This window comes from Shewanella sp. SM68, assembly GCF_025653925.1.
Lineage (GTDB): Bacteria > Pseudomonadota > Gammaproteobacteria > Enterobacterales > Shewanellaceae > Shewanella > Shewanella oncorhynchi.
On record NZ_JAKKRU010000001.1, the window covers coordinates 234,624 to 254,617 of the forward strand.

Genomic DNA, 19,994 nt, shown 5'->3' on the forward strand with positions numbered 1-19,994 from the left:
TCGCCGATACTATACTAGATATCCCTGAATTAATCACGTTCAGGTCACGATAAAATAACAATTATGCCCATTAAAAGTGGGATTTCAGGCAATTGAGGCTCAAAGATGATTATTGGTGTTCCCAAGGAAATTAAAAACCACGAATATCGTGTCGGTATGGTTCCTTCTAGTGTTCGCGAGTTGGCGATCAAAGGTCACGACGTTTTTGTTGAAACAAATGCAGGCATAGGTATTGGTTTTTCAGATCAAGATTATATTGATGCTGGCGCCACAATTTTAGCGACTGCTACTGAAGTTTTTGCTAAAGCGCAGATGATTGTAAAAGTAAAAGAGCCTCAAGCAGTTGAACGCGCTATGTTGCGTCACGATCAGATTTTATTTACTTATCTGCATCTTGCTCCAGATTTACCGCAAACTGAAGATTTAATCAAAAGTGGTGCCGTATGTATCGCTTACGAAACTGTGACAGACGATCGTGGTGGCCTGCCTTTGCTTGCTCCTATGTCTGAAGTCGCTGGTCGTATGTCAATCCAAGCTGGTGCTATGGCATTAGAGAAATCTTCTGGTGGCCGCGGTATGTTGCTGGGCGGCGTACCGGGAGTTGAGCCTGCTAAAGTCGTCATTATTGGCGGCGGTATGGTTGGTACTAATGCAGCACAAGTGGCAGTTGGTATGGGTGCTGATGTTGTTGTTCTTGATCGCAGTATTGATGCTCTGCGTCGTTTAAATGTGCAATTCGGTTCTGCTGTAAAAGCCATTTACTCAACTGCAGATGCAATTGAACGTCATGTTATTGAGGCCGATCTTGTGATTGGTGGTGTACTAATTCCAGGTGCTGCGGCGCCAAAATTGGTTACTCGTAGCATGATTTCACGTATGAAGCCTGGCAGCGCTATCGTTGACGTGGCGATCGATCAAGGCGGTTGTGTTGAAACTTCACATGCCACTACTCACCAAGATCCTACCTATATCGTTGATGATGTTGTGCATTACTGTGTTGCAAATATGCCTGGTGCGGTCGCTCGCACTTCAACATTTGCGCTTAACAATGCAACCTTACCGTACATTCTCAAGTTAGCAAATTTAGGCTATAAAGAAGCGCTGTTGCAAGACAAGCATTTTCTTAATGGCTTAAACGTCATGCACGGTAAAGTGGTGTGTAAGGAAGTGGCTCACGCCCTAAACTTAGCGTTCACATCTCCTGCTACACTATTAGTATAAGTTTTTAATTAACTTAACTTTTTATGTGGATTTGAGCTAGCTTTACTTAGTATGTAATTCAAATCGGTCTCGATACAATTGAGGCCGATTTTTATTGGGTAGAAATAGGCTCCACTGCGATCGCACCATCATATTTATACAAGCTCATCCCGTGCTTCATTTCGTGGTTCACACTTAAGCTATTTATTCACAGTAAAGTAAAACTGACACTCTCCATACTAAAACGGATGGACTCGATTAGTGCAATCTAAAAGAATCGCCCTCCAACACTTTACCCCCACAGGTAAATTCCCTACAATCCTTGCAATTTGCTAAAGGCACGGAGATAAAAATGAGCCAGGTCAGACATTGTAACTTATTGATTTTGGGTTCAGGCCCAGCAGGATATACCGCAGCCGTTTATGCTGCGCGTGCGAATTTAAAACCTGTGATGATCACAGGTATGCAACAAGGTGGTCAATTAACCACGACGACTGAAGTTGAAAACTGGCCAGGCGATGCGGACGACTTAACAGGTCCGGCCTTGATGGAACGTATGCAGAAGCATGCTGAAAAGTTCGATACTGAAATCTTGTTCGATCATATCAACGAAGTGACCCTTACCGAGCGCCCTTTCCGTCTGAAAGGCGATAACGGCGAGTACACCTGTGATGCGCTGATCATCGCAACTGGCGCTTCTGCCCGTTACTTAGGGTTAGAGTCAGAAGAAGCTTTCAAAGGTCGCGGTGTATCAGCCTGTGCAACCTGTGATGGCTTCTTCTATCGCAATCAAAAAGTCGCTGTGATCGGTGGCGGCAATACCGCCGTTGAAGAAGCATTATATTTAAGCAATATTGCTGCTGAAGTTCACCTCATCCATCGCCGTGACACCTTCCGCTCAGAAAAAATCTTGATCGACCGTCTGATGGACAAAGTCGCCAATGGCAACATCATCCTTCACTTAGATCAAACCATGGATGAAGTGGTTGGTGATGCCATGGGTGTGACAGGTCTAAAGATGAAGAGCACTAAAGATGGCTCGATCACTGACTTATCCGTTGCTGGCGTGTTCGTCGCTATTGGTCACAGCCCTAATACCGGTATTTTTGAAGGCCAGTTGGAAATGAACCACGGTTATTTAAAAGTTCAGAGTGGCTTGCAAGGTAACGCCACGCAAACCAGTATCGAAGGTGTTTATGCCTGTGGTGATGTGATGGACCAACATTATCGTCAAGCCATTACTTCTGCCGGTACAGGCTGTATGGCCGCACTCGATGCAGAGCGTTATTTAGACGCTAAAAAATAATTAGACTCGATTTTTCAACGAATAGCAGGCTTAGCCTGCTATTTTTTTAGGTCAAAATCGTTAAGTAATAGCAAAATTTTTTGCAGGCTGTGCCAATTAATATTGTTCACGCACGCACATTTCTTTCCTTCACCGATTCTTAATCTTGTACCAGTTAAATGAGCGCTTATAAGTGTTTAGGTTGGGTTAAGCCTAAAATGGCGCACAAAAAAAGGGACCAAATGGTCCCTTCTCTACAGCAACAAACTAATTTCTTAGTTTAACGCTTCTTTTGCTTTTTCAACTAAAGTTGCAAATACAACTTTATCGAATACAGCGATGTCAGCCAAAATCTTACGATCGATTTCGATAGACGCCTTTTTCAGACCGTTGATGAAACGGCTGTAAGACAGACCATTTTGACGAGCGGCAGCATTAATACGTGCAATCCAAAGTTGACGGAATTGACGTTTTTTCTGACGACGGTCACGGTAAGCATATTGACCAGCTTTAGTTACTGCTTGAACAGCAACACGGTAAGTACGGCTACGAGCGCCATAATAACCTTTAGCTAGTTTTAAAACTTTCTTGTGACGAGCACGAGCGGTTACACCACGCTTAACTCTTGGCATTTTCTAATCTCCTAAATTAAGCGTAAGGTAATTGACGCGCGATTGCTGGAACGTCAGCTTTTGATACTAAACATTTGGCACGTAAGTGACGTTTACGTTTAGTGCTTTTTTTCGTCAAAATGTGACGTAAGTGTGCTTGCTTGCGCTTGAAACCATTAGCGGTTTTCTTAAAACGCTTCGCTACACCCTTGTCTGTTTTCATTTTAGGCATTTCTAAAACTCCGCATTGGGATGTTTAATAAAAAGCAAGGCGAGCAAAGGCCATAGACCTTTGCTACTTTAAGTTTTGCCCTACTTATTTCTTTTTAGGCGCTAGCACCATAATTGCTTGTCGGCCTTCCATTTTCGGGAAAGATTCAACAACCGCATACTCGTCCAAATCAGCCTTGATACGGTTCAATAGATCCATACCCAGGTTTTGGTGTGCCATTTCGCGACCTCGGAAACGAAGCGTAATCTTCGCTTTGTCCCCGTCTTCCAGAAAACGTATCAGGTTGCGTAGTTTTACCTGATAGTCGTTTTCGTCAGTTCCAGGACGGAATTTAATTTCCTTGACCTGAACCTGCTTTTGCTTCTTCTTTTGTTCCTTGGCTGACTTAGCCTTATCAAAAAGGAACTTACCGTAGTCCATAATGCGACATACTGGAGGTTCAGCATTTGGGCTGATTTCTACTAGGTCTACACCTGCTTCATCTGCCAAATTCTGAGCATCTCTGATGCTTACCACACCAATAGCTTCACCATCAATGCCTGTTAAGCGTACTTCTGGTACACCTGTGATTTCTTCATTGATTCTATTAGGGGCCGGCTGACGCCCTGCTGTTTTTTTGATCTTTATGACCTATTCCTCCAACAATTTGAGACTACGGAGCGAAATCTGTTGATGGATTTTAGTGGCGAAATCTTCAAGTCGCATCTTACCTAAATCGATACCATCACGGGTACGCACCGCTACTTCCTTATTTTCCATTTCTTGATCGCCAACGACCAACAAATAAGGGACACGCCTTAAGGTGTGCTCGCGTATTTTAAAGCCTATTTTCTCATTCCTCAAGTCAAAAGACGCTCGAATACCTTGTTCTTTGAAGAATTTTACGACTTCTTCAACATAATCAGCCTGTTTATCGGTGATATTCATCACGACAACTTGCATTGGGGCTAACCAAGTTGGGAAACGTCCTGCATATTCTTCTATCAAGATACCCAAGAATCGTTCCAAAGAACCTAAAATAGCACGATGGATCATCACTGGGGTCTGACGGCTGTTATCTTCGGCAACGTAAGTTGCACCAAGACGGCTTGGCAACGCATAATCGAGCTGCACAGTACCACATTGCCACGCTCGGTCCAAACAATCGTGTAAAGTAAATTCGATTTTTGGTCCGTAGAACGCGCCTTCGCCTGGCAAAATAGTGAATTCAATATTATTGGCACGCAGAGCTTGCTTAAGTGCTTCTTCCGCTCTGTCCCACATCGCATCGTCACCGATGCGTTTCTCTGGGCGAGTCGACAGTTTTACTACGATATTTTCAAAGCCGAAGGTGGCGTAAGTATCGTAAACCATCTGGATACAGGCACTCACTTCTTCTTGAACTTGGCTGTCAGTACAGAAAATATGGGCGTCGTCTTGCGTAAAACCACGTACACGCATTAATCCATGTAACGAGCCTGAAGGTTCATTACGGTGACAGCAACCAAATTCAGCCATACGCAATGGCAGATCGCGGTAAGATTTCAACCCTTGGTTGAAGATCTGCACGTGGCCTGGGCAGTTCATTGGCTTGATGGCGTATTCGCGGTTTTCGCTGCTGGTCGTGAACATGGCTTCTGAGTATTTATCCCAGTGACCAGAACGTTCCCACAACACGCGGTCCATCATTAATGGACCTTTCACTTCTTGGTAAGTGTATTGGTTTAGCTTACGGCGAATGAATCTTTCTAATTCGAGGAAAATGCTCCAACCGTCGTTATGCCAAAACACCATACCCGGTGCTTCTTCTTGCATGTGATACAAGTCGAGCTGCTTACCGATTTTACGGTGGTCACGCTTAGCCGCTTCTTCAAGACGGGTTAAGTGCGTACTCAGGGCTTTTTTGTCGGCCCAAGCGGTACCATAGATACGTTGCAACATCTTGTTTTCTGAGTTGCCACGCCAATAAGCGCCGGCAATGCTCATTAATTTAAAATGTTGGCAGAAACGCATGTTAGGTACGTGCGGTCCACGACACATGTCAGTGTATTCTTCGTGATGATATAGCGCAGGCGTCGCGTCTTTGCTGATGTTCTCATCCAGAATGGCAATCTTATAATCTTCACCGCGCGCAGCGAATGTATCACGGGCTTCTTGCCAGCTAACGACACGTTTTACTACGTCATAGTTGGTTTTTGCCAGTTGAAGCATGCGCTTTTCTAAGGCGTCGATGTCATCTTGAGTCAACTTGTGCTCAAGGTCGATATCATAGTAGAAGCCATTATCGATAACAGGACCAATCGCCATCTTGGTTTCTGGCCACATTTGCTTAATCGCGTGACCTAATAAATGCGCGCAAGAATGGCGAAGAATTTCAACACCTTCTTCGTCTTTGGCGGTAATGATTGATAGCTCAGCATCGGTTTCAATGAGATCGCAAGCATCTTTTAATTCGCCATTAACGCGGCCAGCGATACAAGCTTTCGCTAAACCAGGGCCAATATCGGCGGCAACATCGAGGGTCGATACAGCATGAGCAAACTCGCGTTTGCTACCATCGGGAAGTGTAATTACAGGCATGAAATGTCCTTTCCAGTGGTGACCCACACGTAGGGCCACTTGGTTTTAGTTAATGTAAGAGAAATGCTCGCTAGGTTAAGACAGTACAGGAGTCTTAGCCGCCTTGCGTAGCAGGGCGTTTATTCTAAGGGATTGTAGCTAAAAGGCGCAAGCATATTGACCAGAATTGGGATTGGAAACAAAAAGCAAATTCATGATTTTGCAGTGTCTTGGTAACTTCTTGGTCATCTAACTCCCCTATTCTAGCGCCAGTTTATTGGGCATCACTGAAAACATGACAAGGGAGTTGATATGTTGAACTGTATTCTACTGGCTGTAACACTCACGCACACAGCAACCGCTTTACCTGAGCCGCAGGTGAAAATCACAAGCAAATCTTTGATTGATACTCAAGTGTTACTCGTTGATATTAAAAGTGAACTTGAGCAACAGATGCAGCGTTTAACGCTGGATATTACCCAAGATGCCCGCGATGGCGTGTTACACAGCAATGAAATGGAGGGGTTAGTGACGGCAAAGGACTAGTTTTTAGAAGAGATAATGATCCAACAAGAAAATATTTAACCAGAAGGTCTATCATGCTGCGTTTTGAGACCGACTTCATCTAAGTCAGTGCACTGCACTCTACTGTATACTCAAATAGGAAGCACATAAAGCGCACTCAGGTTTCGAAATCGTCAAAGCGCAGACAATATAAGCGATAAGCGTACGAAGTATGAGATGCGTTGATTGAGCAGAGCGATTCGCTCTATTGGCGATAAGGAGTTGCACCATGAGAGTCATGAACAAAGTTATTGCTTGTCCCCACTGCGGGCACCATCAAGATATCAGTATCGATGCCAGCTGTGGAGACCAAGATTATTACGATGACTGCCGAATTTGTTGTAATCCGATTCACTTACGCTTACACATCGATGAATCGAGACGAACGGTTGAGCTGTATATCGATTCAGACGACGAGCAAATCTATTAAACGAGATTGCACTACACGCTGCGATGTCACAAAACTAACGTGCTTGTTCGTTAAAACGCCTGGCCAGCACGCGCTCGACTGTGTCGACGATAATTTGTGTTTGGCTGTCGATCTCAGTATTGAGTTCATCACCCACTTTATACTGACTTAAATTGGTCAGTTTTAGGGTTTCAGGAATTAAGTGCAACTTAAAACCGGAGTCACTCACCTCGCCAACCGTTAAACTACAGCCATTAACGCCAACAAAACCTTTATAAAAAATGTAATCCATCCATTTAGGCTCAATGCCAAGTGTCAGATCATAATGCTGTTCTGTATGGCTAATATCGATGACTTTGGCCTTAGTATGGATATGGCCAGAGAGAATGTGCCCACCAATTTCACTACCAAAAGTTAACGAACGCTCAACATTAACGCTTTGACCTATAGACAAATTAGCCAGATTCGTCAGTCGCAAGGTCTCTTCCACTACGTCGAAAAATACCCTATCATCAACGACCTGAGTCACAGTAAGACATACCCCGTTATTTGCCACACTTGCACCAATCGCAAGTCCCTCATGCAAATCAGGTTCGAACGCTACCTCAAGGGTATTTAGGCCATCTTTCTTATGTATTGCAACCACCTCGCAGGTGGCTTGAACTATACCTGTAAACATTTTCTGCTCGCTTAATCGTTAAAGGCTGTATTTATGAATCATTCAGGCTATCAAGCCAAACGTTTAATCCAATTGGCGCTGCCGGTGCTAATAGCTCAGGTCACTCAGACCATGATGGGCTTTATTGATACTGTTATGGCGGGCCGTGTTAGTGCAGTCGATATGGCCGCCGTCGCAGTCGGCACTAGCCTTTGGTTACCCGCTATTCTGTTCGTCCAAGGTTTGCTGATGGCTTTTACGCCTTTATTTGCCCACTATAATGGCGCGAATAATCAAAAAGCTATCCAACCTTTGGCCTTTCAAGGTGCCTATCTTGCCATTATAGGCGGCATTGGTGTGATGGTTTTCCTTGCATCAGCCCCCTTTGTGCTTGGCCACATGGACTTGGAGCCTGAATTATACCGCTTAACCATAGGATATCTCGACGGTATTTTATGGGGCGCGCCCGCATTTGTGCTTTATCAAGTACTACGTGGCTGCAGTGAAGGTATATCCTATACCTTACCGACCATGGTCATTGGTTTTGTCGGTCTAGCCGTAAATATCCCCGCTAACTATATTTTTATTTATGGACACTTTGGCGTACCGGCCATGGGCGGCGCAGGCTGTGGTATCGCCACTGCTCTCGTATTCTGGGCCATGCTAGTTGCCATGACCATTTACATGCAGTTGCATAAAAAGTTCGCGGCTTTAGCTCCCTTCAGTAAATTTCATCGCCCAGACTTTGAAACTATGAAGAAAATGACCAAACTCGGCATGCCGATAGCAATGGCGCTGTTTTTTGAAGTGAGTTTATTTGCCATCATAGCGCTATTACTCGCGCCACTTGGCGCAACAGTGGTCGCAAGTCACCAGATTGCGCTCAACTTTTCTGCCATCGTATTTATGCTGCCGTTATCTATCGGTATCGCGGTATCGATTCGGATTGGTTATTACTTAGGCCGTGATCGCGCCGATATTTCCGCTGTGGTCACTAAAGTGGGCTTATGGCTGGCACTATCCCTTGCTCTAACGACAGCGGTTTTGACCGTATTATTTAGATTCCAAATTGCGAAACTTTATAATGGTGATCCTGAAGTGGTTGCCTTAGCTGGCAGCTTGATGTTGATGGCAGCCCTGTATCAATTATCTGATTCAGTTCAAGTGGTCGCAGCGGGTGCTCTTCGCGGTTATAAAGATACACGCAGCGCTTTTTATATCACGCTGTTTTCCTACTGGGGGATTGGTATGTCACTCGGTTATACCTTAGCTTATACGGACCATATCGTTCCCGCGATGGGCGCCCATGGATTCTGGGCAGGATTGATTGCGGGCTTGACCTCAGCAGCGCTGTTATTTTTCATTCGTCTGCGTTACATCCAAAAGCATGGCGTGCATTTGAGCCTTATTGAAGGTGACAGTGTTCACCATTGATTGCATTAATGGCGAGCGACAGTACTCGCCTTTTGGTTTATCAGTTTGATTTCGATGCATTCTCTGAAGTAAAGCGAATAAGAAATTGCGGTTTTATCAGCGGCGTTGTTGAAACACTGGGCAAGTTGCACAGCAATTCACCATTTGACGACAAATTTGTTTTTTTTGCTTGCCAGCCCTGCGCTATGCCCCTAATATAGCGCTCGTTCCAAGGCGCAACGCTTTTGAATAGCTTGTTAAATTTTGCGATGCACCCGTAGCTCAGTTGGTTAGAGCACTACCTTGACATGGTAGGGGTCGGTGGTTCGAGTCCACTCGGGTGTACCACTCTCTTCAAAGAGTCTAAATTTGAAATTCAAACAGTGCACCCGTAGCTCAGTTGGTTAGAGCACTACCTTGACATGGTAGGGGTCGGTGGTTCGAGTCCACTCGGGTGTACCATTTCTTATTATGTATTTCATTAATCCCCCTCTGCTTATCAAGCTAAATACATTAATCTGCCTTTTAAAGCAGGTGTTTATGGTTTTCACTGCCTTTATCTTTTGATTTAAAATTCATTCCCAAATATCTCAAAGTTCAACATCCAAAGTAATATCCTGTGCTAAATCAAATATTCGCAGTGGTATTTCTACGCCCTCTCCAATCCTTTTAAACGAGCTGCCTAAAAATTTCTGACTAAGTACGGCATCGAACAGACACTCGAAGGTTAAGGTCGCAGAATAATGCATTCAAAGTCTGTTCGTTGAAAATAGCGTTAAGACAATCATCTGCAATTATCATCACCGCTCAATAGTGAGCGATCCTATCTGCATTTAGCGAGGAAATCCCAATGTCGAATGAATGTTATCATGAACCCATTACTGAACTCACCGATAAAACCAAGGACATGCACCGTGCACTTACATCACTGATGGAAGAGCTTGAAGCAATAGACTGGTATAATCAAAGAGTTGATGCGTGCAAAAATAATGAGTTGAGAGAGATACTTATACATAATCGAGACGAAGAAAAAGAACATGCTGCAATGCTACAAGAATGGATAAGGAGACAAGATCCGAGCTTTGATAAACAGCTAAAACATTACCTTTTTACAGAGACGCCTGTTGCTCACACACCTATTGTTCACAAATAAGTATTCAATCTGGCTGTTTGAGCAAGCCATTTTCGTGAGCAAACGCCTTTAGTCACTAAGCTGCCGTTCTTATAAAACAAACCTCTGCATGTGTTATTGCACCATTTAGCTCATTTCATACAGCCTTGCAGAATACTAGCGTGCAAATGTATTACTACGGACACTGTATTCTACGGACTTAGTGACTTTCATTTTTAGCGTGAAGGACTTCACCTAATGCTACCTTAACGAAATATCTTGCGTGTAAATCTTAGGCGTATAGGACCTTTCAATCTCAGAATGGCGAGCACTGCCGTGCAAGAAAAACGAGCGATGTCAGCCATTTTTGAACGACTAAAAACATCACTCACTATTTTTAGCTACCTACGGCAGTTAGAAATGACGACTCAATATTGAGGTCGTACATGACTTAGGCTTTATCGCTCAAATTTTACCGAGTAGAAGGAGTATAACGAGGATCAATACTACCAAACCTAATCCACCGCTCGGGCCGTACCCCCAGCTCTTACTGTGTGGCCAAGTCGGAGCCACACCGATCAGCATCAGAATCAAAACCACCAATAATATTGTTCCTATACTCATGAGAGTCTCCTAGACATTATGGATATAACTCGAACCAGAAATCTTAATCAATATGACAAAGATCCTTTTAAATACCCACATAAAGCTGCCAAACTTTATGCTTAAGGTGCTTACTTAATTGTAAAAGCCTCTGACATCAACTGTGTTTTTCGGCATCCTTAGTCGCTTCTTTTACATTACCAATTGCTTTTTGAGTTTTACCTTTTATCTGTTTCTGAACCCCTTTCATCTGCTGTTTCGGGTTGCCAACGATCTCACCAATTTTTTGCTGCACTTTGCCTGCAGCGTCTTTTATTGAACCTTCTATCTGGTCTTTGTTCATGGTCAATTTCCTTTTGTTGTTGATATAACATCTAAATAATAATGAGCGCTAACAATCAGCTATGAGCTATTGTTCATTTTTAGTAAATAGCGCTTAGTAAACATCTAAATATTTTTAGTAAAAATCTTAGTTGGTAAAATATCAGTAAAGCGACATAAAAATTAGACTAAAATTAATTCCGCGGTTTTTTCATAAAATTGTGTGACTGGCTCCTCATCAATCACACCGCGTCAACTTAGGTATTAATTCTACAATATAACATTGGTTTAAATAGGGGTGATTATGTAGCAATCTTGAATTTTATCTTAAGTATAAATTGTGGAGATTATTTTATTTACTGAAATTCAGTATTAGTCATGGCTGAATTCCATTATTTAATTATCTAGTGATTTTTCAGCTAAAGCTGACATCCTAATGATGAGCCAAAATATCAAGCTAAACAACATAAACCATCTTATTAAGATAAAGATTACCCATTAAAGGCATATCAATCTAAACTCTGCATCCAATTTATAATTTATCTAAAAGTGTGTCTGTGCGATAGCGTACACATTATAAATATTTTAATCCTCAATTTAACTTAAAACACAGTGAAACATCAGATGATACCTAATGTAGCTATATTTTGGTATGTCATCGATGCCATTAAAAATATGAATATGAGTATTCAGTGGCTAAACGAAGAAGGAACTAAGAGGTATAACTCTAAAAACGTTAAAATGGTCTAGAGGTGTTCATAGCATATTGTAGAACTTAGAGAACCACAGACTGGTAGTCTAAGGTTTTTAGCACCAACTAGCCTCGACTGCTGATTTTTACAATAATGCTTCTATAATTCGCAAGAAGAACACGATAACCTACGTTACCATAAAATATTTGTCTACCTTCGTCGATAATATAGCTTGGACTGCCTTGTAGATTTTGTTGTGCTGACTTTTGGTAGTTGCTCATTAATGCGGCTATAGCAGAACCATCATGAACGCTTGAGATGATTTTTTTCTGTTCCAGCTCATAGAAATCAACCAGATCATAAAGTATTTCAAGCTTACCAATATCCAATGCATCGATAAAAAATGCACTCCGAAATTTCAATGCCATATTGATACTGGTGTTTTTGTCATAGATAAGTTCAATGGCTTTGAGCACTAAATGAGCATTGGCTGACGTTGTCGGTCTGACTTCAGTCCATATTTTTGAGTTTGTGGGAACGTCATCACGGATAGATGCAGATTTATGTACATGTTCTGCAAAACCATTATATTGACCTTTCTGTTTCCATTGTGTCTCAATTTTTGTTTGAACATCACCAAATACATCAAGATAATGATATTTAAAATGAATTTTATTTTCTAACTTTTTATTTAACTCCTCAATACGCTGTTGTGCAACCCAAGCCCACACACAAAGAATATCAGAGTAGTAATCAATGATCAGGGGTTGATTCATGTTAATCCTTAATAAGGTGGCAGTTTAAGTCATACACTCTAGTTTCAAGGCTAATCAATAATTATTGTGATGGCAGTTCTACTTGTTACCCACAGAAGTCAAGATTTCAATATCTGAACTACAGAATAAATACCGAGGCTACACCGAGCAATAGGTACAAGGATGTGATTTTTAGCAGACATACTAGAAGTCATCGATTTGTTTCATATTACGTGCCAGCAATCGCTTTTCTGCTTCTTCAAGGGACAGTATATTGCTAAGAAATTCAGTTACGGAAGGTGCAGAACTGCAATGTTGTAGATATTCAAACAGCCCTACAATATTTTTATGATACTCAAGTGTGGCCATCGCTATTTCATCCGTATCCATCCTCTTAAATGGATGTTCACCTATGGTGTTAAAAGGAATAGCGGTTTTTTCATAATAATGCCGACAATAAGTGTTAAGTGCATTGCTATTGCCATTATCTTCGAACTGTCTGATAACCAGTGCCATTTTTTGCTCGTGGGCTGAAATATACTCTAACAGTAATCCGCTTCTTTCGCTATCATTTGTAAGTGCGCAATGTGCCGCAAATGCATGCAGCTGTTGGTGTATACTTCTAGTCCATTGCATAACATCATAAAGCGTTTCTATTTGCATATTATTCTCCTCAAAACGGGAGTCCTTGGTCTTTACTGTGAAAAATGAATCACGTTTCTATGCATTGATGAAAGTAAACTTACTAAACAAGCCCATATTTACTATGACATTATGTCTCATTAAAAGTGCAGTTTTGAAATGATTATTAACTAAATAGTCAAAAGCAGATGGCTATTATTGATATGAATTGTTGACATCTTGTCATCAAAATAAAATACTGTATCAGTCCAACAACGGCTTAATCTATGTAACATCTGGTCTTTAGCTTAAAAAGCTGGCGATAAGCCACAACCTTGTAATAAGGCTAATGGCATGAGTATACCTATATTTTTCTATTGACTCTGTTCGTTGCCGCACTGATTGTTGACAATACAATGCGAACAAGAAAGAGGGAAAACTACCAATACAATATGTTGCCCTTTCATAACTAGATTGAAGGGCATCATCTTCCCGCTTTCAGTTAATAACAGTATTATATTTAGGAACGAACCATAGGTGAGCTAGCCCAATATTTACCGATATCAGTACTGAGTCGTTAATACGCACGAAACAAGCCATAAAGATATTGGGAATAACAATAATAGAAGATACAAAAGGAGTAGCTGATAAATCGGCTACTCCTTTTATTTAGCGGAAATTTAAAAGCGGTAATTAAAGCTCAGGGTCACATTACGTGGGGTTCCGTAATGATACACGCTATATGCTTCGGACATTGAGGCAGAGGCAGACATATAAGCATAGTATTTTTCGTCTAATAGGTTCTCTACGTTAAGTTGCAGATCCATGTTGTCAGTGAGGTTATAACGAGCCATCAGGTTGACTAAAGAGTAAGCATCCTGATCGATTTTTACTGTCCCCCCTTCAGAGTAACTATCACTCTGCCAGTTAATACCACCACCCACGGTCAACTCAGGCAGGTAATCGACAAACTGATAAGTTGTGAATAGTTTAAACTGTTTGCGAGGGCTAGTAGTCGCCACTTTTTTTCCGTCAGCATCTTCCGCTGTAAACTGCGAATAGCCAGCCGTGATATTCCACCCATCGATAAACTCCCCCACCACTTCTAACTCAAAGCCTGTACTCTCAGTACCTTGAGCAGCTTTGTAATAAGTGGTTGGAGTACCGTCAACAATGATAGTTCCAGCGGGTGTTGCCAGATTATCCTGTTCAATCTTAAACAGTGCCACTGCGGTATGCAGACGATCATCTAGATAAGCGCTCTTTAAACCGATTTCATAGGCTTTACCTTCGAGTGGCTCTAAATAATCACCGTTAATATCCTTACTGTTCTGCGGATTAAATATTTCGGTATAACTGGCGTAAACACGATGCTCTTCGTTTATGTCATACAAGGCGCCAACATAAGGAACGAACACGCCATCATCACCAAAGTTGGTATCAGTACCATAGCTGACCCCTTCGCGGTTCCAACTAGAAATACGGCCACCGGCAATCACTTTTAAATCATCGGTAATTGTTAGCCGAGTTGCTGCGTAGAAACCTTTCTGCTCGGTATCCATATTCAACTGGCGATTGGCGTTTGTTGACCATTCAGGCTCTTCAAAGGCGTTGCTTTGCCAATCATAAAAGTTTTCAACTGCCTTTGAGTCCCAGCCTGTCATATTCTCACGGATGGGTTCATAGGTATCAGCATAGGATTTCTGTTTGCTGTATAAGGCACCAGTCACAAATTGATGCTCACGGTTAAAGAGTTGGTAATCGCCTTTCAACTGAAAATCGAAATTATCAGAGTTACTTTCACCATGGCTGTGATAACGCTGACCGCTCAAACCTGCACCGGTTTCTTTATTCAGCAAGCCAGACATATAGATCATTTTGGTGGTGGTTTCATATTCCATGCGATTATAGTTCGCCACCAACTGCCAACCATTGCTGAAATAATGGTTCAAGTTAGCAAAATAGTTGATGTTAGTCGTTTCCCAACGGCTCCAATCTGCCGCTGTTGTAGTAGAAACATCCCAATCAGTAGCCGAACCATCGCTGAATACTGCTGGTAACGCCCCCCACATCGCTCCTTTGGGGTTGTTGTTATTGTAACTACCGCCAACGCGCAGCATAGTGTTGTCAGTAATGTCTGAATCAATTACGCCGTAAAGAATGGTCTTACGGTCTTGATAAAGATCCTGATAAGAATCGCTATTGACATATTTAGCGACCATGCGACCGCGCACACTGCCACTGTCGTTGAGGCCATTAGAAACATCTGCGGTAACTTGTTTTTTATCCCAGCTACCCGTAGCAACATCAACATAGCCCTTAAGTTCGTCACTGTCGGCATGTTTGCGCACTAGGTTGATTGAAGCAGAAGGATCCCCTGCCCCCGTTAGTAAGCCTGTTGCACCACGCACCACCTCTACACGCTCGTACAGAGAGATATCAGACACAGTCTCACCTGCATCGCCCCCCAAACTCCAAGATAAAGGTACGCCATCGATCTGGTAATTCTGAACCGCAAAACCACGAGCCATAAAGCCATTTCGAACGTTATCTGTTTTAGATGAAGACAAACCTACTGTGTTATTAACCACATCAACAACGGTATTGAGTGCCTGATCCTGGATCCGTTCAGCGGTCAAGATGCTCACTGACTGTGGCGTTTCCTGCAGTGACAGCCCTAAACCTGTGGCGGTATCAATGGTTCGACTCACAGTGTACTTGCCCATCACTGTTATTTTTTCAATATTTTGATCATTTGCATCTGCTGCAGAAGACGGCTCTGCAGCCAAGACTGACAAAGGGTTTAATGCCAAAGTAATGGCAGACGCGAGAGGTAGTAGATAAAAGCGCATAGTAATTTAGGGAGTTTATTTAGGATGGATATACGGTAACACTATTGCGAATCACTTTCATTTGTATTTTGGTGATATATATAACAAATTCATCATTTATTAATGAGGAATAAACGTCCCCGTTGTGTTTATGCCTTCAAAAGTGAGCGTTTACGGCGAAAAAGGTTATTCTTTACCCGTATTCGGTTAATCATTCTTAATCTACGCCACTAAAAGCGACCCTGAGATTATTACTCCATTGGATCGCCATTAGTGTTTAGCTTTTACTTCATCAGTGTGTCTGTACTATTAGCTCGGCAGGTAGAGGCCACTTTGCCACTTGCCACTCACCTTGCCAATTCTCTATCGATATCCACAGACTATCGGCGGAGGTTAGCGTCTTAGTTGCGATGGCGTGTACGTGTTGGCCATGCTTATTACCGTGTAAAATACCATTTTCACTGCGCTGTAAATCTGCTATTGGCAAAGCCTGCGTTCCAATATTGGCATAGCCTTGGCGTATATTGCCTACCTCACCTTTTTCAAAAACCAACATGAAATCTTTCACATAGTCATCATGATGCACATAGGGTGCTTTTAGATCTAAGGGTAAAGGGGCTATTTTAAATTCACCTAACTCTTGAGCCTGCCATGCCGGTGGAAATGTAGGTGTTAGCGACTGATACAAAAACAATAGGGGGAGCAATAGAATAAACCCACTCAGTTTATATTTATTTTTTTGCCAAAAAGTTGAATGAATGAAAGCCATTAACGTACCTCCTCTAACCTATCTGTCACAGTACTGGGGGATCCCATTTTTTTAATTGCACGCACATTACGCAGTCCCCACATCATAAATCCCGTGATTGACATACCCGATAGGATCACCCCAAAAATAAACCAAATGATTTTTGTCCAGATACCACCTAAGGTACCGTAATGCAAAGGATCTGCGATATGCATTAGCGTTTGTATTCCTGTCATCGTCTCGGGTGATGTCGCTCTTGTAATCTCCCCCGTCCAAGGGTTAATGCTAAGGTTGTAAGAATACTGATCGTAAAAAATGTGCTCGCCACTACCGCTCAGATGATACATGTCACGATTATGCTCGGGTTTCATCACATAGCTTGGTTGAAAGTCAGGAAAGTGCGTTTGTGCTAATGTTAAGGCTTGTGCAAATGACACGCTTGGATCTGCGGGATTCACATCACCCTTTTGGATAAAGGGCAATTGCTCAGCAGCAACCAATGGCGCATGTGGCTCGATATCAATATCTGCATGCCAAAAAATGGCTTGGACTAAATACCATAATCCGGTAACGGCCATAATCGCGATAAACCAAATAGACCACACACCAGACAATTTATGCAAATCGGCCAATAGTGTCTTTTTACCTTGACTCACACGCAATTTCGGAGCAAAAAAACTTCGCCAAAAACGTTTATAAACAATGAGTCCCGTCACTAAAGATGCGAGCATAAACAGCGCCATCGAACAGACAAGGTAATAGCCCAAGCTGTAACCGCTTTGCCAAGGAAATAATAACCAAGCATGTAAAGATCTGATAAAGCCGGCAAATGTCATGCCTTCATTAATCTGTTGGATTTCACCTGTGTATTGATTGACATAGGCCATGGCATAGGGTTTATCCGCGTCACTGAACATGATCACATTGACCATATAAGATTCTAAGGTCATAGCGCCAGAGACTGCCGCACTTGGGTAGGCTTCCTCAACAATCGTCATCAATTCACTAACCGGTTTTACGGGTAAATCATTAGGGTTCAACGCCCTCGATGCAGGATTTGTTAACCAAGTGATCTCATGACTCAGTACCGCAATCGTCCCCGTCAAGCAGATAAAACAAAATAACAACCAAATTGGGAGCGACACCCAACCATGCAACATAAACCAGAATCGGTTACTGATCTTCGCCATTTGTGACTTTCCTAACACTTATCGTATTTCGCGAGTGTAAAGGTAATGCAAATTGTTATCAATACGATGTACTGGGAATTGTTTTCAATTAGAATGCCGGTCACAAAATACTATGATGGGGAATCATGATGGATAAAACCTTGTTAGCAGCGCTCATTTCGAGCCTATTGTTAGCGCCGAGTTCCTACGCCGACGAAACTCAATCTGACGCAGACGCCAATATCGAAGTGATCAGTATTAAAGGTAGTCGTTTAGATAAAGCTGCTACAGCAACGGGCTTACCTTTAACACTGAGAGAAACACCGCAGTCAGTGACGATTATAGATCAAGAATTTATTCAGAGTTTTTCTCTTAACAATGTTGCTGACTTAATGTTTTTAACACCGGGTATTTCTACACAGAAAGCAGAAACTAACCGCTACTTTTTTAGCGCCCGTGGTAATCCAATCACTAACTTCCAATTTGATGGTGTGCCTGTTAACTATTCTAGTTTCTTCAATGATGCTTCGACCGATACAGTTATCTTCGATCGAGTAGAAGTGGTTCGTGGTGCAACCGGATTATTAACGGGTGCAGGAGAACCCTCGGCCGCCATCAACCTCATTCGTAAACGTCCAAAATCTTCACCAGGGGGTTACCTCAGTGCAAAAGTAGGTTCATGGGACAGTTATCGTGTAGAAGGTGATAGTTCAGTGGACATAACAGAAGATGCCGATGTCCAAGCACGTTTTGCCGCCTATGAAAAATCAGATAGTTTTACCGATCTAGCCGAAGATGAAAATCTGCAAATTTATGGCGTCGTTACTGCAAGATTAAGTGATAGCACATTATTCACTTTGGGCGCGGACTATAGTGACCGCGATCCTAAAGGCTCCACTTGGGGAGCGCTGCCACTGTTTTATGCCGACGGCAGTTTAGCGAGTGACCTTCCCCGTTCGACGACCACTGCAGCATCTTGGTCTAGTTGGAAACGCCATGGTGCGAACGTTTTTTCTACTTTAGAACACAACTTTGATAATAACTGGGAACTCAAACTCGACATAGAACATCGTGAGGATAAGATGGATGGACACTTGCTATATTTATATGGCTCCCCAGATAAAATCACAGGTTTGGGGATGAGTGCATTGCCTATGATCTACCAATCAACCCGTAAGCAAGATGCGGCGCGAATATTTGCTTCAGGGCCATTCGAACTATTGGGTCGAGAACATAAACTAACAACCGGCCTACTCTATTCAAAACAAGATATTAGCGCCGACTCTTTCTACACCACAGATGTTTTAAGCATAGGCAATTTCTTTGAGTGGGATGGCTCGATTGCAGAGCCAAATTATCCATCGATTCCCACCAATGAAGAGACTGAAGAGATCCAAAAAGGTGCCTATATTGCTACCCAACTCAATTTGCACGATCAGGTCACACTGCTGTTAGGAAGCCGTATCAGCCAATATAAAGTCGATCCAGGTTATGAGCACAAATGTCATTACGCCGTATGCGGGATTGATTTACGATATCAGTGACAGTGTGTCGATTTATACCAGTTACACTGAGATTTTTCAGCCTCAAGATGCCAAAGATGCTAATAACAAACGCTTAGACCCGACAACTGGCAATAATATTGAACTTGGCAGTAAAGCCGATTTTTTCGACGAAAAACTCACCGCCAGTGTTGCAGTGTTTAAAGTTCAAAAGGAAAATGTGGCGGAAAAAGATCCTAACATTAAAGACCCACTTCCTGATGGTAGCTTTCCAATGCGCGCTGTGGATGGCACCAGTAACCGTGGTTTTGAAATGGAACTAACGGGTAGACCCACAGAGGATTGGGATCTGTACTTCAGTTACACCTACAGTGAATCTGAAAAAGCCGATGGTTCGGCCTTTGGCACACATTTGCCTAAAAACTTAGTACGATTATCTTCGCTCTATCACTTTGATGGCGCTCTAGAAGATCTCACATTAGGTGGCAACTTAAGCTGGCAGAGCAAGATTTATGTAGAAAACGCGGGGCCTAACGGCGAAAGCTCTGAACAAGCCAGTTATTTCCTTACCAATCTTATGGCAAGTTATCAACTCACTGATGATGCGATTGTCCGTTTGAATATTCGAAACTTGTTTGATGAAAAGTACTACTCTAGTATCGATTTCTATAATCAAGGTTTCTTCGGCGAACCGCGAAATGTCGAACTTAGCCTGAGCTATAATTTTTAGT

Annotated in this window: 20 protein-coding genes and 2 tRNA genes; 10 read left to right on the forward strand and 12 right to left on the reverse strand. The window is 42.5% G+C overall.

Going from position 1 to position 19,994, the window contains the following annotated elements:
• Nucleotides 1–105 precede the first annotated feature (105 nt).
• Both ald and trxB read left to right on the forward strand, forming a co-directional pair.
• Nucleotides 106–1,221 carry an alanine dehydrogenase gene (ald, locus tag L5M40_RS01040; protein ID WP_263177168.1) on the forward strand — a complete coding sequence of 372 codons (1,116 nt, stop codon included), beginning with the start codon at nt 106–108 and terminating at the stop codon, nt 1,219–1,221.
• Nucleotides 1,222–1,552: 331 nt separating this feature from the next.
• The gene (trxB, locus tag L5M40_RS01045; RefSeq protein ID WP_219234163.1) at nt 1,553–2,506 is read left to right on the forward strand and encodes a thioredoxin-disulfide reductase; all 954 of its coding nucleotides are present in this window, start codon (nt 1,553–1,555) and stop codon (nt 2,504–2,506) included.
• A 254-nt stretch (nt 2,507–2,760) separates the two neighbouring features.
• Here trxB and rplT read toward each other — a convergent pair whose 3' ends face one another.
• The 4 genes from rplT to thrS form a co-directional block, all read right to left on the reverse strand.
• Nucleotides 2,761–3,117, reverse strand: coding sequence for a 50S ribosomal protein L20 (gene rplT / locus L5M40_RS01050; RefSeq protein WP_006081652.1), 357 nt, complete (start codon nt 3,115–3,117; stop codon nt 2,761–2,763).
• 16 nt (nt 3,118–3,133) lie between these two features.
• Entirely contained in the window at nt 3,134–3,328 is a 195-nt protein-coding gene (rpmI, locus tag L5M40_RS01055; RefSeq protein WP_006081653.1) for a 50S ribosomal protein L35, read from the reverse strand.
• A gap of 84 nt (nt 3,329–3,412) precedes the next feature.
• A complete protein-coding gene (gene infC / locus L5M40_RS01060) occupies nt 3,413–3,955 on the reverse strand; it encodes a translation initiation factor IF-3 (protein WP_012089240.1) in 543 nt (180 codons plus the stop codon).
• 3 nt (nt 3,956–3,958) lie between these two features.
• Nucleotides 3,959–5,887: a threonine--tRNA ligase gene (gene thrS, locus L5M40_RS01065; RefSeq protein WP_028759936.1), complete on the reverse strand. Its 1,929-nt coding sequence runs from the start codon at nt 5,885–5,887 to the stop codon at nt 3,959–3,961.
• Between the two features lie 291 nt (nt 5,888–6,178).
• On the opposite strand from thrS, the gene L5M40_RS01070 reads away from it, so the two are divergent.
• Together L5M40_RS01070 and L5M40_RS01075 are read left to right on the forward strand one after the other, a co-directional pair.
• The gene (locus tag L5M40_RS01070; RefSeq protein ID WP_131525575.1) at nt 6,179–6,412 is read left to right on the forward strand and encodes a hypothetical protein; all 234 of its coding nucleotides are present in this window, start codon (nt 6,179–6,181) and stop codon (nt 6,410–6,412) included.
• 247 nt (nt 6,413–6,659) lie between these two features.
• Complete coding sequence (locus L5M40_RS01075; RefSeq protein WP_028759934.1) at nt 6,660–6,860, forward strand: CPXCG motif-containing cysteine-rich protein; 201 nt, start codon at nt 6,660–6,662, stop codon at nt 6,858–6,860.
• A gap of 34 nt (nt 6,861–6,894) precedes the next feature.
• Here the strand turns inward: L5M40_RS01075 and L5M40_RS01080 are convergent, their stop codons facing one another.
• Complete coding sequence (locus L5M40_RS01080) at nt 6,895–7,518, reverse strand: riboflavin synthase subunit alpha (RefSeq protein ID WP_263177165.1); 624 nt, start codon at nt 7,516–7,518, stop codon at nt 6,895–6,897.
• 33 nt (nt 7,519–7,551) lie between these two features.
• Here L5M40_RS01080 and L5M40_RS01085 point away from each other — a divergent pair, with 33 nt between their 5' ends.
• The 4 genes from L5M40_RS01085 (at nt 7,552) to L5M40_RS01100 (ending at nt 10,063) form a co-directional block, all read left to right on the forward strand.
• On the forward strand, nt 7,552–8,931 hold the full coding sequence (locus tag L5M40_RS01085) for an MATE family efflux transporter (RefSeq protein WP_168827724.1): 1,380 nt from the start codon (nt 7,552–7,554) through the stop codon (nt 8,929–8,931).
• Between the two features lie 250 nt (nt 8,932–9,181).
• Nucleotides 9,182–9,258, forward strand: a tRNA-Val gene (locus L5M40_RS01090).
• 37 nt (nt 9,259–9,295) lie between these two features.
• A tRNA-Val gene (locus L5M40_RS01095) sits at nt 9,296–9,372 on the forward strand.
• Between the two features lie 388 nt (nt 9,373–9,760).
• Nucleotides 9,761–10,063 carry a ferritin-like domain-containing protein gene (locus tag L5M40_RS01100; RefSeq protein ID WP_263256181.1) on the forward strand — a complete coding sequence of 101 codons (303 nt, stop codon included), beginning with the start codon at nt 9,761–9,763 and terminating at the stop codon, nt 10,061–10,063.
• Nucleotides 10,064–10,486: 423 nt separating this feature from the next.
• Here the strand turns inward: L5M40_RS01100 and L5M40_RS01105 are convergent, their stop codons facing one another.
• The 7 genes from L5M40_RS01105 to L5M40_RS01135 form a co-directional block, all read right to left on the reverse strand.
• Nucleotides 10,487–10,639, reverse strand: a complete 153-nt coding sequence (locus L5M40_RS01105; RefSeq protein WP_301553935.1) for a DUF3309 family protein — start codon at nt 10,637–10,639, stop codon at nt 10,487–10,489.
• Between the two features lie 142 nt (nt 10,640–10,781).
• The gene (locus L5M40_RS01110) at nt 10,782–10,967 is read right to left on the reverse strand and encodes a CsbD family protein (RefSeq protein WP_198573216.1); all 186 of its coding nucleotides are present in this window, start codon (nt 10,965–10,967) and stop codon (nt 10,782–10,784) included.
• A gap of 795 nt (nt 10,968–11,762) precedes the next feature.
• Nucleotides 11,763–12,413: a DsbA family protein gene (locus L5M40_RS01115; protein ID WP_263177209.1), complete on the reverse strand. Its 651-nt coding sequence runs from the start codon at nt 12,411–12,413 to the stop codon at nt 11,763–11,765.
• A gap of 183 nt (nt 12,414–12,596) precedes the next feature.
• Nucleotides 12,597–13,055 (reverse strand): hypothetical protein, encoded by a 459-nt coding sequence (locus L5M40_RS01120; protein WP_263177208.1) that lies wholly within the window; start codon nt 13,053–13,055, stop codon nt 12,597–12,599.
• Between the two features lie 638 nt (nt 13,056–13,693).
• Nucleotides 13,694–15,865 (reverse strand): TonB-dependent siderophore receptor, encoded by a 2,172-nt coding sequence (locus L5M40_RS01125; protein ID WP_173496912.1) that lies wholly within the window; start codon nt 15,863–15,865, stop codon nt 13,694–13,696.
• Nucleotides 15,866–16,136: 271 nt separating this feature from the next.
• Entirely contained in the window at nt 16,137–16,613 is a 477-nt protein-coding gene (locus L5M40_RS01130; protein WP_105252512.1) for a hypothetical protein, read from the reverse strand.
• Entirely contained in the window at nt 16,613–17,782 is a 1,170-nt protein-coding gene (locus L5M40_RS01135; protein ID WP_131524752.1) for a PepSY-associated TM helix domain-containing protein, read from the reverse strand. Before L5M40_RS01135 ends, L5M40_RS01130 begins: the two co-directional genes overlap by 1 nt.
• 125 nt (nt 17,783–17,907) lie before the next feature.
• Here L5M40_RS01135 and L5M40_RS01140 point away from each other — a divergent pair, with 125 nt between their 5' ends.
• Both L5M40_RS01140 and L5M40_RS01145 read left to right on the forward strand, forming a co-directional pair.
• The gene (locus L5M40_RS01140; protein WP_263256182.1) at nt 17,908–19,305 is read left to right on the forward strand and encodes a TonB-dependent siderophore receptor; all 1,398 of its coding nucleotides are present in this window, start codon (nt 17,908–17,910) and stop codon (nt 19,303–19,305) included.
• Complete coding sequence (locus L5M40_RS01145) at nt 19,253–19,993, forward strand: TonB-dependent siderophore receptor (RefSeq protein WP_263177206.1); 741 nt, start codon at nt 19,253–19,255, stop codon at nt 19,991–19,993. Before L5M40_RS01140 ends, L5M40_RS01145 begins: the two co-directional genes overlap by 53 nt.
• The last annotated feature ends 1 nt before the right edge of the window (nt 19,994 follow it).